Origin of the sequence: Citrobacter amalonaticus (genome assembly GCF_018323885.1) — a bacterium.
Classification (GTDB): Bacteria; Pseudomonadota; Gammaproteobacteria; order Enterobacterales; family Enterobacteriaceae; genus Citrobacter_A; species Citrobacter_A amalonaticus.
Genome location: NZ_AP024585.1, coordinates 483,376 through 498,428 on the forward strand (window position 1 = coordinate 483,376; position 15,053 = coordinate 498,428).

Here is a 15,053-nt window from a genome sequence, read left to right on the forward strand (position 1 = left end):
TGCTTTGCGAATACGAAATGAATTTTACCACCGCTTAAAAAAAGATTGGCATATGGAATAATCTCAATTCATGTGAATTGTAAAAATAATGAAGGAGTGAATTTAGTATTCCGCAGTGCAAATGACTATCTGTTTAATAAATAAAGAAAGATACCTGAAGGAAAAAGGCGTCCGTAGACGCCTTAATTTACACATTAACGCTGGGATTTGTTAAACCGGCCTCTGACGACCACAAAAAACACCGGGACAAAGAAGATAGCCAGCAGCGTTGCTGTCAGCATCCCTCCCATCACACCGGTTCCGACTGCATGCTGGGCGCCACTCCCTGCCCCGCGACTGATGACCAGCGGCATTACGCCGAGGATGAAGGCGAGTGAGGTCATCAGAATAGGGCGCAGGCGCATGCGCGCAGCCTCAAGCGTTGCCTCGATCAGGCCACGACCTTCTTTCTCCATCAGATCCTTGGCAAATTCCACGATCAGAATGGCGTTTTTCGCGGAAAGCCCAATCGTGGTTAACAGTCCGACCTGAAAATAGACGTCGTTATTTAGCCCACGCAGGGAAGCGGCCAAAAGGGCACCCACCACGCCGAGCGGGACCACCAGCATCACCGAGAACGGAATGGACCAGCTTTCATACAGCGCGGCAAGACAGAGGAACACGACGATCAGCGAGATAGCATACAGTGCCGGCGCCTGATTGCCGGACAAACGTTCCTGATATGACATCCCCGTCCAGTCATGACCAATACCATTAGGCAGTTTTGACGCGAGACTTTCCATCATGGCCATCGCTTCACCGGTGCTTCGACCGGGGGCCGCCTCACCCAACAACTCCATCGATGGCATACCGTTGAAGCGTTCCAGGCGCGGAGAACCATACACCCAGCGGGCTGAGCTGAAGGCTGAAAAAGGGACCATCTCGCCGTTAGCACTACGAACGTACAGATTATTGATATCTTCTGGCAGCATACGGAATTTCGCATCTGCCTGAACATACACTTTCTTTACTCGTCCGCGGTCAATGAAGTCGTTAATATAGCTGCCGCCTAACGACGCAGAGATGGTTTCGTTAATGTCTGACAGCGCAATGCCAAGCGCCTGTGCTTTTTCCTGGTCGACATCCAGCTTGAACTGAGGGGTATCCTCCAGGCCGTTAGGTCGAACACGGACCAGCAGATCGGAATGCTGAGCCACCATACCCATTAACTGATTACGTGCTGATGTTAGCGCTGTGTGCCCCAACCCCCCCTGGTCAAGCAGTTCAAAATCGAAACCCGTCGCGGTGCCCAGTTCAATTATCGCCGGCATGTTGAAGGGGAAGACCAGTCCATCCTGGATCTGGCTGAACGCGCGAGTTGCACGCGCAATTACCGCTTCAACGCTGTTTTCCTTGCCGCTACGCTCATCCCAGGGCTTCAGGCTGATGAAGGCCAGACCCGCGTTCTGCGCCTGGCCGCTAAAGCTAAAACCGTTGACCGTAAACACGCTTTCAACGTTCGCTTTTTCGTGAGTCAGGTAGTAATGGGTGACCTGATCCAATACATTTTGGGTTCGTTCCTGGGTTGAACCTGCGGGTAGCTGAACCATCGTCATGAATACGCCCTGATCTTCATCAGGCAGGAAGGAAGTGGGGAGACGGAAAAACAGTACCCCCATTCCGACAACAATCAGGATGTAAAGGAGCAGGTAGCGTCCGGTTTTGCGCACAATGCCGCTGACACTGTTGGTGTAGTGGTTAACGCTGAGATCAAATTTGGCATTAAACCAGCCGAAAAATCCGCCTTTCTTCTCGTGGTGTTCGGCGGACGCTGGTTTTAGCAGCGTTGCGCAAAGTGCCGGCGTCAGGATCAATGCCACCAGAACCGAAAGCGCCATTGCCGACACAATCGTGATGGAAAACTGGCGATAAATAGCCCCGGTGGAGCCGCCGAAAAAGGCCATCGGGATGAAGACGGCAGACAGCACCATCGCGATCCCAACCAGCGCCCCCTGGATCTGCGACATGGATTTCTCGGTTGCCTCTTTGGGCGGCAACTTTTCTTCCATCATCACCCGTTCAACGTTTTCCACTACCACAATGGCGTCATCGACCAGCAGGCCGATCGCCAGCACCATCCCAAACATCGTCAGGGTGTTGATCGAGTAGCCAAACGCCGAGAGCACGGCAAATGTACCCAATAGCACAACGGGAACCGCAATCGTCGGAATGAGCGTTGCGCGGATATTCTGTAAAAACAGATACATCACGAGGAAGACCAGGACGATCGCTTCGAACAGTGTTTTTACCACTTCGTGAATGGAGATCTTCACAAACGGCGTGGTGTCATACGGGTAAACCACTTTCATCCCTTGCGGGAAGAAGGGTTGCAGCTCAACGAGTTTGGTTTTAATCGCTTTGGCGGTATCCAGAGCGTTGGCCCCGGTCGCCAGTTTGATCCCCAGACCCGCAGCCGGTTTACCGTTAATTCGGGCGACAACGTTATAGTTTTCTCCCCCCAGCTCGATACGAGCGACATCTTTAAGGCGAACGACAGAGCCATCGCTGTTTACCCGTAATGTGACTTTGCCGAATTCCTCAGGATCTTTCAGTCGCGTCTGCGCAATGATAGAGGCGTTCAGTTGCTGCCCCGGTAGAGCAGGCGTTCCGCCCAACTGACCTGCTGCAATCTGGTCGTTCTGTATTTTTAGTTGATTGATCACATCGACCGGTGTGAGCTGGTACTTGTTCAGCCGATTCGCATCCAGCCAGATACGCATCGCGTACTGTGCGCCAAACAGCTGGACGTCACCTACACCGTTCAGGCGGCTGATCGTATCTTTTACGTTTGAGGCGACGTAGTCGGAGATATCGTCCTGGGTCGTTTGCGGATCGTCAGAGACAAACCCCGCCACCAACAAGAAACTGCTGCTCGACTTTTCTACGCTAATCCCTTGCTGTTGAACTTCCTGAGGCAGCAATGGCGTCGCCAGCTGCAGTTTGTTCTGTACCTGCACCTGGGCAATATCCGGGTCGGTTCCGGACTGAAAGGTTAACGTAATGGTCACGCTACCCGCAGAGTCGCTGGTGGAGGACATATACATCAGGTTATCGATACCGTTCATATTCTGTTCGATAACCTGAGTCACCGTATCCTGCACCGTTTGCGCATCTGCCCCTGGATAGTTCGCGGAAATGGCTACCGCTGGTGGCGCGATAGTTGGGTATTGCGCAACGGGCAGTTGCATAATCGCCAGAGCGCCCGCCAGCATCAGTATGATGGCCAGAACCCAGGCAAAAACAGGACGCCTGATAAAGAAATTTGCCATGTTCGGTTACCTTATTGCGCCGCTTTTGCCGCAGGAGTATTGGCATCCGTGGTAGCTTTCACTTTCGTGCCGGGATGGGCTTTTTGTAATCCGCTGACAATCACCTGATCGCCTGGATGTAGGCCTTCGCTAATCAGCCATTTGTCGCCGATAGCCTGCGAAGCGACAACGGCGCGTGGCTCAACCAGGCTCTGGTCATTGACGACCAGTACCGTCGCATCGCCACGAGGCGTACGCGTTACGCCCTGCTGGGGGATCAAAATAGCGTTGGGCTGAACGCCTTCGTCAATGCGAGCGCGAACAAACATCCCCGGCAGCAGAGCGTGCTGTGGGTTAGGGAAGACGGCGCGAAGGGTGATGGAGCCTGTGCTTTCGTCCACCGTGACATCCGAAAACTGCAATGTCCCTTTCAGGGGATACGCCGTACCATTTTCCATCACCAACTGGACGCTGCTGCTGGCGCTGTCTTTATGCAGGCTACCCTGTTCAACGGACTGCTTCAGTCGCATAAAGTCGCTGCTGGACTGTGTGACATCGACATAGATAGGATCGAGTTGCTGCACGGTAGCCAGTGCTGTTGCCTGGCCATTAGTGACCAGCGCACCTTCCGTCACGCTGGATTTGCCAATACGACCATCGATCGGCGAGGTGACTTTGGTGTAAGCAAGATTGATACGTGCGCTCTCCACTGCGGCTCGTGCGGCAATGACTGCCGCATCGGCCTGACGCGCATCTGCAATCGCCTGGTCGTATTCCTGTTGGCTAATGTATTTTGTCCCTACCAGCGGAACATAGCGCTTAACCGTCAGGTGTGCGATGGCGGCGGCAGCTTCACTTTTCGCCAGTTCCCCTTTCGCGCTATCGTAATCTGCCTGATAAGTGGCAGGATCGATCTGATACAGTGACTGCCCGGCCTGAACATCGCTGCCCTCGGTGAAGTTTCTTTTGAGAACAATACCACTGACCTGTGGACGAACTTCCGCAATGCGGAATGCCGAGGTGCGTCCTGGCAGTTCGGTGGTTACTGCTAATGGCGCGGCGGTAACCACATGAACGGTCACCTGCGGTTCGGTTGCCTGAGCGTGCTTATCTCCCTGATCGTTACAACCGGCAAGTAACGCAGCAGAGATGAGGATAAATGAGGGCAGGAGTGAAAACCTGGCATGTTTCGTCATTACTGTTCCTTAAAAACCAATAGCTCGTTATTTACCGGATAACGGTAAGGCGATAACGTGCACGAAGAAATAATAGTTGGCTATCCTACAAATTATTAGCGTGCGATGTAAGCGATAGTTATTTTATGGCCGGGTCTACGGCACGTAAAAACAAAAAAGTGATGGCTTTGTCTTTTCATTTTGTTTTTCTTTGTCATGCCTTGTTGCTGGCTAATATATTTGGAAATGTACATTTGTTGTATGAATGTTTTTGTTGGTTTTTATTTGTGGGGGTTATTTGATTGAATGTTTTGTGCTGAGGCTATTCGCTTTTGTTTCATCTCGGAACGGATGAGGTGATACAGTTCTTTTTGAACGGCAATTGTGAATTGCCATATTTCTGTTTTTTATCCTGCTCCTGAAACGATAACTTATGGCTAAAAGAACAAAAGCCGAAGCGTTAAAAACGCGACAACATTTGATTGAGACTGCAATCATCCAGTTTGCCACGCGAGGCGTTGGCAACACGACGCTTAACGACATTGCCGACGCGGCCCAGGTCACGCGGGGGGCTATCTACTGGCATTTTGACAACAAAACGCAGCTCTTCAATGAACTCTGGCAACAGCAACCGCCATTACGTGATCTTATTCAGGACCGGTTAGCTTTGCATGACTGCGATAATCCCTTGCAGCGGTTGCGCGAAAAGTTAATTGCCGGATTACAATATATCGCGGAAATTCCCCGGCAGCAGGCCTTGCTGCAAATTTTATATCATAAATGTGAATTTCATGAGGGGATGATATCAGAACAGGAAATACGCGAGAAAATTGGGTTTAGCCAGAGGGGACTACGCGACGCGTTGCAGGCGAGTATGACGGAAGGGTTAATTTCCAGAACCCTGGATTTAGACGTTGTGTTAATTATTATTCACGGTAGTTTTAGCGGGATCGTGAAAAACTGGTTGATGAATTCTACCCGCTACGATCTTTATCAGCAGGCACCGGCGCTGGTGGATAATGTATTAAGGATGTTAATTCCTGATGGATATGTCATGCAATTAACATCGGAAACCCTATAATCATTTCTCCTGTCTATCAATGACACGCTATTGTAATTCGGTACAGTTGACCAGCTTGAGCGGATTGACAGAATCCATATTGCGGCATTTATCGACTTCTGTGGTGATCAGTTCAATCCACTGGATCAGTAACGCATCAAAAAGGAACACGGAGACCGCAAAAACAACCAGCCACCAATACTTACGAATCATTGCCAAATCCTGTGTATTCATGCCCAAGCGTGCAGGAAATATACACGAAAAATGCGTCCTGAAAAGCAGGCTTACAATGCTTTTACTTTGCTGTCATCTTCACCACATCTGACGCCGTTCGACTCTTTTTCGACAGGTTTTTCGTCTTTCTCTTTTTGATTTTCGTCAGCTCTTCCTGGGAGTAGTGTGAGCTGATGTTCAGCCGTCTGAGCCCCATCTTCACATACTCATTATTGACCTCAATACCGATGAATTTACGTCCCGATTCCACGGCCACAGCACCTGTCGTAAAGCTGCCGGCGAAGGGATCCAGCACCGTATCGCCAGGATTGGAGGAGGCCAAAACGATCCGTTTTAGCAGGGCGATAGGTTTTTGCGTCGGATGGTTTTCATATTCATCCATCAAATAACGCACGCGGGGAAATTCCCAGACGTTGCCCGGAACTTTTTGCGTGTTGTAAGGTTGTGGTGGGTTTTTACGGTAGTCAATCAGCGCTCTTTTCGCACCGGTTTTGGTCTCAACCAGAATAGCGTCACTGTTGAAAGTGTACTGTCGGGCATCTTTGACCATCATCAGGATCGGTTCGTACATTGAGCCAAAGAATTTCTTCGCCTGCACGCCTGAACTGTCATAAGACCAGACAATCCGGCTTTTGATGGTAAACAGCGTTCTGCATTTGAGATCGATATGCGGCATGTTTTCGGTGCTGTTCATGATGTACATCGTGCCCTGTTTTTTCAGCACCCGATGACACTCCTCAATGCACGCGAACAGCCAGCCCAGGAAGATGTCTTCGTCCCAGGACTCGACCATCCCGTCAAAATCCTTTCCGATATTGTAAGGCGGGTCGGCAAAGATTAAATCGACGCTTTCAGCGGGGAGTTTCTTAAGTTCTGTCAGCGCATCTCCGTGGATGATCGACGCGGATTCATCACCAAAGTAGTGTGGCTCACATCGTGAGTTCATATCGGCTCCACAAAAGAGGCGTATAAAAAAGGCGCTTCCCCATGCCGAGTAGCGCCTTTTTAAACAAGCAATTAGCTAATCGAGATTAGTTCATGCCGTATTTTTTCAATTTTTTACGCAGCGTACCACGGTTGATGCCCATCATCAGGGCAGCACGGGTCTGGTTACCACGGGTGTATTGCATCACCATGTCCAACAGGGGCTGTTCTACTTCAGCCAGTACCAGCTCATAGAGGTCATTAACATCCTGACCGTTCAGTTGAGCAAAATAGTTCTTCAGTGCCTGTTTAACCGAGTCACGCAGGGGTTTTTGGGTTACCTGATCCTGAGAGTTAACGGTAGAAACGGTCAGTACGTCAGAATTTACGCGTTGTTCGAACATAGTTCTGTCAGCTCTTTATTTCTGTTTACGCAAAATTTTCGAAGTATGCCTCCAACGCCTCCAGCTGTTCGCTGGCATCCTCAATGGCGTTGAATGTGCGCCGAAACTGGTCATTTGGAGCGTGCTCCTGGAGATACCAGGAGACGTGTTTACGCGCGATTCGGTACCCTTTTGCCTGGCCATAAAAGTCATGCAGTTCCCGAACATGCGCACAAAGCAAGCGCTTAACCTCTGCCAGAGGCAGGGGGGATAGCAACTCCCCAGTGTCCAGATAATGCTGGATTTCCCGAAAGATCCAGGGTCTTCCCTGAGCTGCGCGGCCTATCATCAGGGCATCAGCCCCCGTATAGTCAAGCACAGCTCTGGCTTTAAGCGGGTCAGTAATGTCACCATTCGCGATAATCGGAATGGAAACTTTCTGCTTAACTGCCCGAATACTGTCGTACTCAGCGTCTCCATTGAACAAACAGGCGCGGGTGCGTCCATGAATGGTCAGAGCCTGAATGCCACAGTCTTCAGCCAGTTGGGCAATCTCTACGCAGTTACGGTGTTCCGGAGCCCAGCCGGTGCGAATCTTCAGGGTCACAGGAACGTCCACTGCATTAACCACCCCGGTTAGTATCGACTTCACTAAATCCGGGTACTGCAAGAGGGCTGAACCTGCGAGCTTGCGATTCACTTTTTTAGCCGGACACCCCATATTGATATCAATAATCTGGGCGCCGCTTTCCACGTTAATCCGTGCGGCATCGGCCATCTCAACAGGGTCGCTACCGGCAATTTGCACCGTGCGAATTCCTGGCTCATCAACGTGCACCATCCGTAAACGGGATTTGTCGCTTTCCCAAACCTGCGGGTTAGACGACATCATCTCGGATACGGTCAATCCGGCTCCCATCTCATAACACAGCGTCCGAAAAGGTCTGTCAGTGATGCCAGCCATGGGCGCTGCGATCAGGCGATTTCTAAGCTGGTATTGTCCGATGCGCATGAGTTAAGAAATGACCATACTGTGACTGCAAGGCGGCGTATATTACGCATTTTTTGCACGAGATGAAAGGCCAAACTTTGACCAATCCTCTGCGGTGGATCAAAGAATCGCCGTTAACGTCAACGCCATAAAATAATTAGCCATACAAATCATTGCATTACAAAAGCGTGACGAAATTCTGTACGCTTATAATTTTGCGTAACTTCTCATTTTTTCTTCGAATCTGCGCGGGCTTGCAAGATAATCTGCTGAATTAATCAGCAGATTATCTTGAGTTAATGTGACATCGCTCTCATTTCAGCAGATGATTGCGCAACGCATCGGTCATCACTCGACCACGACACGACCGTTCAGCGGTTGGGGCGGACGATTATTGTCATGATGCATCGTATGGCTGAATTTTTCTAACTGCGCGGCGGACAGCGTCAGAGGGTGCTTCATGACAATCCAGGTTACCCCTTCAGAGCAGGGCGGTGTGGTCAGTGAACCGCTGAAACGCCAAAAGCGTTTGTTTTTCGGCAGCAGGGCATTCAGATCCATTTGTGAGGTGACGTTAGCGTCCTGCCCGGTTTGTTCAGGCATAGTCGCCCACAGTTTGTCCAGCTCAGTGTTTGCCGCCCCTTTATCAAACATGACCGCAACAACGGCGATAGCACCATTTGCGTCTTTGTGCACAAGATGCATTTCCATCGCGTAATGTTTACCGTGAACCGTATTTTCGCTTGGGGCATGAAAGTGGAATTGCTGCAATGTAAACGGAGTCCCGTCAATCGCGATGGTATCAGCCGTTGCGCTCTTTAACGCGGCCTGGATTGTGTGACCGTTGTTAATGAGAGTAATGGGGCCCTCAGTGTAGTGGGTTTTCAGGGGCTTCAGGTGGGCATTTGCCGACTGGTCGATGTTTATTGGGGACTGATTCATCCCGGTCTGACAGGTTTTATACTCTTCACTGAGTGCGCCCCAGTGTTCCGGGGATCCTTCACCCTCATAGCTCCAGTGTGACGCCATCGCGGTGGATGACATGATGCTTAACGCGAGAAGCGTTGCCTTGCTCAAAAAAGGGTTCATGAAATTCTTCCAATGAATAAAATAGTTTTTTATATTTGCAACTTCAATGAGTTACGCGTCTATTTTACCGTATGAGAGGAAGAGGAAGGAGCGGGCGAAATGCTGAAAAACGTGGCCGGTAGTACGGCCACGCGCGGGAGACAGGGTTACTTCTTACGGCCCGTGATTCGACACCACTCTTCTTTCTCCACCACCGGATCGAGAGCGAAGAGATCGGCATAAGCTTCACAAACACTTTCCGCCTGGCTGGCAAGGATACCGGAAAGGCCCAGCAGACCGCCTGTAACGGGCAGGACGCTGATTAACGGTGCCAGCTCGCGTAATGGGCCTGCCAGAATGTTGGCGACCACTACGTCGGCTTTCATGGCGTCTGGCTGATCCTGTGGCAGGTAGAGTTCAAGACGTTCTGATACACCATTACGCTGGGCGTTATCACGGCTGGCCTGAATCGCCTGCGGATCAATATCGATACCGATCGCTTTTGCGGCGCCCAGTTTCAGTGCGGCAATTGCGAGGATGCCGGAACCGCAACCAAAGTCGATAACGGTCTTACCGGTTAAATCGAGACTGTCGAGCCACTGCAGGCACAGTGAGGTGGTGGGATGAGTGCCGGTACCAAACGCCAGACCGGGGTCGAGCATTACGTTGACGGCATTTTCATCCGGCACGTCGCGCCAGCTTGGGCAGATCCACAGGCGTTCGCCAAAACGCATGGGGTGGAAGTTATCCATCCACTCGCGTTCCCAGTCCTTATCTTCCAGTTGTTCAATTTTATGCGCGAACCCGACGCCCAGCAGCGGATGGTGTTCCAGGATGGCGACGACTTCTTTCATGTCGGTTTCGGCATCAAACAGACCGATAACGTCGGTGTCGCCCCACAGGCGTGTTTCGCCCGGCAATGGCTCAAAAACCGGCGTGTCGTGCGTGTCCTGGAAGGTGATGGAAACGGAACCCGCTTCCATCAGGGCATCGCTCAATGCTTCCGCGTTAGCGCCCGTCGTGTTCAGTTTTAATTGGATCCATGGCATGGCAAAACTCTTTATTTATCAGTAGTCAATACAGCGGCTTGCGGGGCAGGAGAACCGAAACGGTTTCCGACCAGGAAAGCCAGCAAACTTAGCAGCAACGAGGGCACAATCGGATGGAAGCCCAGGTACTGAACGTTAAAGGTGGCGAGAATCGCATACAGCACGCCGCCGACAATCATCGCACTCAGCGCTCCGGTCGCATTCGCGCGCTCCCAGTAAAGGCCAAGCACCAGCGGCCACAAGAACACGGCTTCCAGACCGCCAAACGCCAGCAGATTCAGCCAGATGATCATCTCTGGCGGTTTCCAGGCGGCAAGTAAGAGCAGCGCGCCTAAGATGAGGGTGATCATCGCCGATATTCGTTTCAACCGCGTCTCGTTCTGCAACTGTTCCGGGCGAATATTAAGATAGAGATCTTTAATGATCGTAGCGGAACTTTGCAGCAACTGGGCGTTGATCGTCGACATAATGGCCGCCATTGGCGCGGCAAGGAAGATCCCGGCGGCGAAAGGCGGCAGCACTTTGACCATCAGCGTGGGGATCACCAGATCCGGCACCGTCAGGTCAGGGATAACCGCACGACCCAGCGCGCCGGCAAGATGCATACCAAACATCAGGATCGCCACCACGATGGTACCGATGATTATCCCGCGGTGTACCGCTTTGCTGTCTTTGTAGGAGATGCAGCGCACCGCCGTATGCGGCAGACCGATCACACCAAAACAGACCAGTACCCAGAATGAGGTCATAAAGGTCGGAGACAGAATGTCATCGGCGCCCTGCGGTGAAACCAGTTTTGGGTCGATGGTGTTTAAGGTCTCTACGGCATGGCTCAGGCCACCGGCCGCATGCACGATACCGACCAGCAGCACGATGGTGCCAATCAGCATCACCAGTCCCTGCATTGTGTCGTTAAGTACGCTGGCACGAAAGCCGCCGAACGCGGTATACAGCGCGATACTGATACCGAAAATCAGCAGGCCTGTTTCATAGGGAATACCCGCCGCCGTTTCCAGCAGGCGTGCGCCGCCGATGAACTGCACGGTCATGGCACCGACAAACGCCACGAGCAGGCTGAGGCTCGCCAGCCACACCAGCAGGCGACTCTGGTAGCGGGCAAACAGCATGTCGTTGAGGGTGACGGCATTATAGCGACGGGCAAGGATGGCGAATTTCTTGCCGAGTATCCCCAGCGAAAGCCAGACGGCGGGAAGCTGAATCATCGCCAGCAACACCCATCCCAGTCCGTATTTATAGGCCGCACCAGGTCCACCAATAAATGAGCTGGCGCTGATGTATGTCGCGGTCAGGGTCATCGCCAGGACGATCCCCCCCATGGAACGGCTACCCAGAAAATATTCATTCAGGAAGGTGCCGGTCTGCCGTTTACGCATGGCATAAACAGAAAGACCGAACACAACAACCAGATAGGCAACCAGCGGCAGAATGACTTCAAGCTGCATCGTCATCCTCCAGGGGAATGTCACGATAGATAAATTTCACCATGGCCCAGCACAGCAAAATGAAGATCAGCGGTGTTAACAGGCAAGCCATTTCAAACCAGTGCGGCAACCCGGTTATGCCCGGCGTCACCCCTGGAATGTAAGCTGCGGCGAGCCAGGCAGCCAGATAGAGAAGGGTCAGCCATAGCGCCCAACGCGCTTCTTTATTGGCCTGAACAAAACGTTTGTCCATTTTTTGTCCCTTGTTGAAAAAGAAAGCGGGGATTGTACCTTAAGCCGCTGGTCAGGGGGGAGAGAAAGGTGGCGGCTGAAGAACGATCTTGCCCCTGTGGGGTGAGGAGACAAAATAATCACGATCAATTAATCAAAACGAACTGTTCTGAAAATCAACGTATTCTATTTTTATTTTTCTATTTTTGTTTTAGATAATAATATTGATTACTCTCGTTTTTATTGGGCAAAGTACCTAAATTAGATAGCTCCTCCGTTATTAATTAATAATAAGGCGACTAACGGTATGTTATTAATTAATGACGTAATAAGCTGTGACGACTATATAAAGTCGATGAATGCGCTGTTTTTTCTCAATGGCTATTTATATGGATGTTTTCTTATGCCTCTTATTTTGCTCGCCAGATCTCATATTTTATTAATGACTGCAATTTACAGGGTGATATAACAATAATATTCTTAACCGGCGCTGAACCTGTTATCGGGTTTTCTGAGTAGCGAGATTCTCAGTGGCAATGCCTTTTCTTAATTCTGTCAGAGACGGAAAGGTCTTTTTTTGCGTTCATACATGGACTTTAATATGAAATTAAATAAGAGAATGACTATTAGTGCGGTGGCAATACTGGTTAGCTGCAATGTCCTGGCCGCTGAATCTGTTATCGATTTACGTCACGACTACTTCGATGATGGAAAAATTAATAAAGATCGTATCTATTTTGCGCATCGGTTTGATAACCAATTCGGTTTCTCTGTCGAGACCCGTTATAAATCAAGTGGTGACGATGCAAATGAGCCTTTTAATGAATTAGATAATAACGGTAGTGAAGCCACTATCAGCTATCGCTTTATCCTTAATCCCAAAATGTATCTGATCCCTGCTTTTAATATTGATAGTAATTCGGGTAATACCATCTATAAACCTAACCTGTTACTCGGGACCGTACTGGGTAATGGTTTTTATCTGAACCTGCGCTATCGTTATGATTACACCTTGCAGGATAATGAAGACCTGAATAATAAAGCAACTGGGCGTTATGACGCGTGGCTTGGCTATAAGACCGGTGACTGGAAGTTTGAATACAACTTTGTTTACTTACATGCCAATACCGATATTTATAATGAAAGTCACGCCGACTATGAGCATGACATGAAGGTCGCCTACTCTGTCACCAAAAACTGGGCACCTTATATTGAGATTGGCAATGTCTCCGTCAACAGACTGCAAGACGACAGGCAAACACGTTTCCGGATAGGTTTCCAGTACACCTACTAAAGAGAAAAGGGATGAAAGGGAGTTGCACAGAATGTTAAAACAATGGGATGAAGTATTTCATCGATATACTAATAACCCGGATGCGGCAAAATTAATACTGCGGGTGGTTTTTGGCGGACTCATGCTATTTCATGGCGTAGCGAAAGCGAAACACGGACTTGGCGCAGTCGTGTTCCTGCTGGAATCTCACCATTTGCCGGCTTTTATCGCGTGGGGATCGTTCATCGGCGAAATCGTCGCGCCGTTAATGCTGATTCTCGGCGTCATGACACGTTATGCGGCGGCAATTTTTACCTTCACAATGCTGTTTGCGACGTATCTGGTGATGGACGGGAAAGTATTGGCTCTGACGTCTCAGGGAGCGTGGGCCCTGGAGTTACAGGCTATATATCTGTGTGGCGGGTTTTGTATGCTCTTTCTGGGTGGTGGAAAATATTCCGTAATGTCTGAATTTTCTTCTCGCCGGTAAAAAGAGAAGGCCCGAAAATTCGGGCCTTAGAAGAAGATAAATCGGTGTAAAAAAATGGGCTCTTCCGAGCCCATTTTGCTGTGCACCGAGAATTACTTCTCAGTGAGGCCGAGCTTTTTCTCCAGATAGTGGATGTTAGTACCACCTTGCTGGAAGTGCTCGTCGTTCATGATGCGCGTCTGCAGATCAACGTTGGTTTTAATACCGTCGATGATCAGTTCCTGCAGCGCGTTTTTCATGCGGGCAATCGCCACATCACGGGTTTCGCCGTAGCAGATAAGCTTGCCGATCATGGAGTCATAGTATGGCGGTACGGTGTAACCGGCATAGATATGCGACTCCCAGCGCACGCCAAAACCGCCTGGCGCGTGGAAGCGGGTGATTTTACCCGGGCTCGGCAGGAAGGTGTTCGGGTCTTCAGCATTGATACGGCATTCCACCGCGTGGCCTTTGACCTGCACCTCTTCTTGCTTGATCGACAGCGGCTGGCCAGCAGCAATGCGCAACTGTTCTTTGATCAGGTCAACACCGGTGATCATTTCGGTAACCGGGTGTTCAACCTGAATACGGGTGTTCATTTCAATGAAGTAGAACTCGCCGTTTTCGAACAGGAATTCAAAGGTGCCCGCGCCGCGATAGCCGATATCCACACAGGCTTTCGCGCAACGCTCGCCAATGAAGCGACGCAGTTCCGGGGTAATACCCGGTGCCGGTGCTTCTTCGACGACTTTCTGGTGACGACGCTGCATAGAGCAGTCACGTTCCGCCAGATAAATCGCGTTACCCTGACCGTCTGCCAGCACCTGAATTTCGATGTGGCGTGGGTTCTCAAGGTATTTCTCCATATAAACCATGTCGTTGCTGAAAGCCGCTTTCGCTTCCGCTTTGGTCATGGAGATGGATTGCGCCAGTTCGGCATCGCCGCGTACTACGCGCATACCGCGACCGCCGCCGCCGCCGGACGCCTTGATGATAACCGGATAGCCGATGCGTTTTGCATGGGCACGGTTCGCATCCATATCGTCGGTCAGCGGGCCGTCAGAACCCGGTACGGTCGGGACGCCAGCTTTCTTCATCGCGGTGATCGCCGATACTTTGTCACCCATCAGACGGATGGTGTCCGCTTTCGGGCCGATGAAGATAAAGCCAGAGCGTTCAACCTGCTCAGCAAAGTTGGCGTTCTCAGAGAGGAAGCCATAACCCGGGTGAATCGCTACCGCGCCAGTGATTTCAGCGGCGCTGATGATAGCCGGGATGTTCAGATAGCTTTTTACGGACGGAGCCGGACCAATACAAACCGTCTCATCCGCCAGCAATACGTGTTTTAAATCGCGATCCGCGCTTGAGTGCACAGCGACAGTCTTGATACCCAGTTCTTTACAGGCACGAAGAATTCGCAATGCAATCTCGCCGCGGTTGGCGATAACAATTTTATCCAGCATGTTC

14 protein-coding genes are annotated in these 15,053 nt (G+C 50.8%); 3 read left to right on the forward strand and 11 right to left on the reverse strand.

The features are described 5' to 3' along the window. Window positions 1-194 precede the first annotated feature (194 nt). The gene (locus KI228_RS02395; RefSeq protein WP_104010274.1) at window positions 195-3,308 is read right to left on the reverse strand and encodes an efflux RND transporter permease subunit; all 3,114 of its coding nucleotides are present in this window, start codon (window positions 3,306-3,308) and stop codon (window positions 195-197) included. An 11-nt stretch (window positions 3,309-3,319) separates the two neighbouring features. After that, entirely contained in the window at window positions 3,320-4,483 is a 1,164-nt protein-coding gene (locus KI228_RS02400; protein ID WP_044263683.1) for an efflux RND transporter periplasmic adaptor subunit, read from the reverse strand. A 412-nt stretch (window positions 4,484-4,895) separates the two neighbouring features. On the opposite strand from KI228_RS02400, the gene envR reads away from it, so the two are divergent. After that, a complete protein-coding gene (gene envR / locus KI228_RS02405; RefSeq protein ID WP_042998359.1) occupies window positions 4,896-5,543 on the forward strand; it encodes an acrEF/envCD operon transcriptional regulator in 648 nt (215 codons plus the stop codon). Between the two features lie 27 nt (window positions 5,544-5,570). Here envR and KI228_RS02410 read toward each other — a convergent pair whose 3' ends face one another. The 8 genes from KI228_RS02410 to KI228_RS02445 form a co-directional block, all read right to left on the reverse strand. Next, complete coding sequence (locus KI228_RS02410) at window positions 5,571-5,735, reverse strand: DUF2556 family protein (protein WP_042998358.1); 165 nt, start codon at window positions 5,733-5,735, stop codon at window positions 5,571-5,573. Between the two features lie 82 nt (window positions 5,736-5,817). Beyond that, window positions 5,818-6,702, reverse strand: coding sequence for an adenine-specific DNA-methyltransferase (gene yhdJ, locus KI228_RS02415; RefSeq protein ID WP_044263680.1), 885 nt, complete (start codon window positions 6,700-6,702; stop codon window positions 5,818-5,820). An 85-nt stretch (window positions 6,703-6,787) separates the two neighbouring features. Next, window positions 6,788-7,084: a DNA-binding transcriptional regulator Fis gene (gene fis / locus KI228_RS02420; protein WP_000462905.1), complete on the reverse strand. Its 297-nt coding sequence runs from the start codon at window positions 7,082-7,084 to the stop codon at window positions 6,788-6,790. A gap of 25 nt (window positions 7,085-7,109) precedes the next feature. Next, the gene (dusB, locus tag KI228_RS02425; protein ID WP_044327070.1) at window positions 7,110-8,075 is read right to left on the reverse strand and encodes a tRNA dihydrouridine synthase DusB; all 966 of its coding nucleotides are present in this window, start codon (window positions 8,073-8,075) and stop codon (window positions 7,110-7,112) included. 327 nt (window positions 8,076-8,402) lie between these two features. Further along, window positions 8,403-9,143, reverse strand: coding sequence for a carbonic anhydrase (locus tag KI228_RS02430; RefSeq protein ID WP_061069300.1), 741 nt, complete (start codon window positions 9,141-9,143; stop codon window positions 8,403-8,405). Window positions 9,144-9,289: 146 nt separating this feature from the next. Beyond that, on the reverse strand, window positions 9,290-10,171 hold the full coding sequence (gene prmA / locus KI228_RS02435; RefSeq protein WP_042998347.1) for a 50S ribosomal protein L11 methyltransferase: 882 nt from the start codon (window positions 10,169-10,171) through the stop codon (window positions 9,290-9,292). An 11-nt stretch (window positions 10,172-10,182) separates the two neighbouring features. Beyond that, window positions 10,183-11,634, reverse strand: a complete 1,452-nt coding sequence (panF, locus tag KI228_RS02440) for a sodium/pantothenate symporter (RefSeq protein WP_042998346.1) — start codon at window positions 11,632-11,634, stop codon at window positions 10,183-10,185. Next, the gene (locus tag KI228_RS02445; RefSeq protein WP_042998345.1) at window positions 11,624-11,866 is read right to left on the reverse strand and encodes a YhdT family protein; all 243 of its coding nucleotides are present in this window, start codon (window positions 11,864-11,866) and stop codon (window positions 11,624-11,626) included. Before KI228_RS02445 ends, panF begins: the two co-directional genes overlap by 11 nt. 579 nt (window positions 11,867-12,445) lie before the next feature. On the opposite strand from KI228_RS02445, the gene KI228_RS02450 reads away from it, so the two are divergent. Both KI228_RS02450 and KI228_RS02455 read left to right on the forward strand, forming a co-directional pair. Beyond that, window positions 12,446-13,138, forward strand: a complete 693-nt coding sequence (locus KI228_RS02450) for an oligogalacturonate-specific porin KdgM family protein (protein WP_162178926.1) — start codon at window positions 12,446-12,448, stop codon at window positions 13,136-13,138. A 31-nt stretch (window positions 13,139-13,169) separates the two neighbouring features. Beyond that, entirely contained in the window at window positions 13,170-13,607 is a 438-nt protein-coding gene (locus tag KI228_RS02455) for a DoxX family protein (RefSeq protein WP_061069299.1), read from the forward strand. Window positions 13,608-13,699: 92 nt separating this feature from the next. Here the strand turns inward: KI228_RS02455 and accC are convergent, their stop codons facing one another. Next, window positions 13,700-15,049 carry an acetyl-CoA carboxylase biotin carboxylase subunit gene (accC, locus tag KI228_RS02460; RefSeq protein ID WP_042998343.1) on the reverse strand — a complete coding sequence of 450 codons (1,350 nt, stop codon included), beginning with the start codon at window positions 15,047-15,049 and terminating at the stop codon, window positions 13,700-13,702. Window positions 15,050-15,053 lie beyond the last annotated feature (4 nt).

Coding starts and splice junctions, on each gene's coding strand:
- KI228_RS02395 (WP_104010274.1), bottom strand. CDS start 3,308: ATGGCAAATTTCTTTATCAGGCGTCCTGTTTTTGCCTGGGTTCTGGCC.
- KI228_RS02400 (WP_044263683.1), bottom strand. CDS start 4,483: ATGACGAAACATGCCAGGTTTTCACTCCTGCCCTCATTTATCCTCATC.
- envR (WP_042998359.1), top strand. CDS start 4,896: ATGGCTAAAAGAACAAAAGCCGAAGCGTTAAAAACGCGACAACATTTG.
- KI228_RS02410 (WP_042998358.1), bottom strand. CDS start 5,735: ATGATTCGTAAGTATTGGTGGCTGGTTGTTTTTGCGGTCTCCGTGTTC.
- yhdJ (WP_044263680.1), bottom strand. CDS start 6,702: ATGAACTCACGATGTGAGCCACACTACTTTGGTGATGAATCCGCGTCG.
- fis (WP_000462905.1), bottom strand. CDS start 7,084: ATGTTCGAACAACGCGTAAATTCTGACGTACTGACCGTTTCTACCGTT.
- dusB (WP_044327070.1), bottom strand. CDS start 8,075: ATGCGCATCGGACAATACCAGCTTAGAAATCGCCTGATCGCAGCGCCC.
- KI228_RS02430 (WP_061069300.1), bottom strand. CDS start 9,143: ATGAACCCTTTTTTGAGCAAGGCAACGCTTCTCGCGTTAAGCATCATG.
- prmA (WP_042998347.1), bottom strand. CDS start 10,171: ATGCCATGGATCCAATTAAAACTGAACACGACGGGCGCTAACGCGGAA.
- panF (WP_042998346.1), bottom strand. CDS start 11,634: ATGCAGCTTGAAGTCATTCTGCCGCTGGTTGCCTATCTGGTTGTTGTG.
- KI228_RS02445 (WP_042998345.1), bottom strand. CDS start 11,866: ATGGACAAACGTTTTGTTCAGGCCAATAAAGAAGCGCGTTGGGCGCTA.
- KI228_RS02450 (WP_162178926.1), top strand. CDS start 12,446: ATGAAATTAAATAAGAGAATGACTATTAGTGCGGTGGCAATACTGGTT.
- KI228_RS02455 (WP_061069299.1), top strand. CDS start 13,170: ATGTTAAAACAATGGGATGAAGTATTTCATCGATATACTAATAACCCG.
- accC (WP_042998343.1), bottom strand. CDS start 15,049: ATGCTGGATAAAATTGTTATCGCCAACCGCGGCGAGATTGCATTGCGA.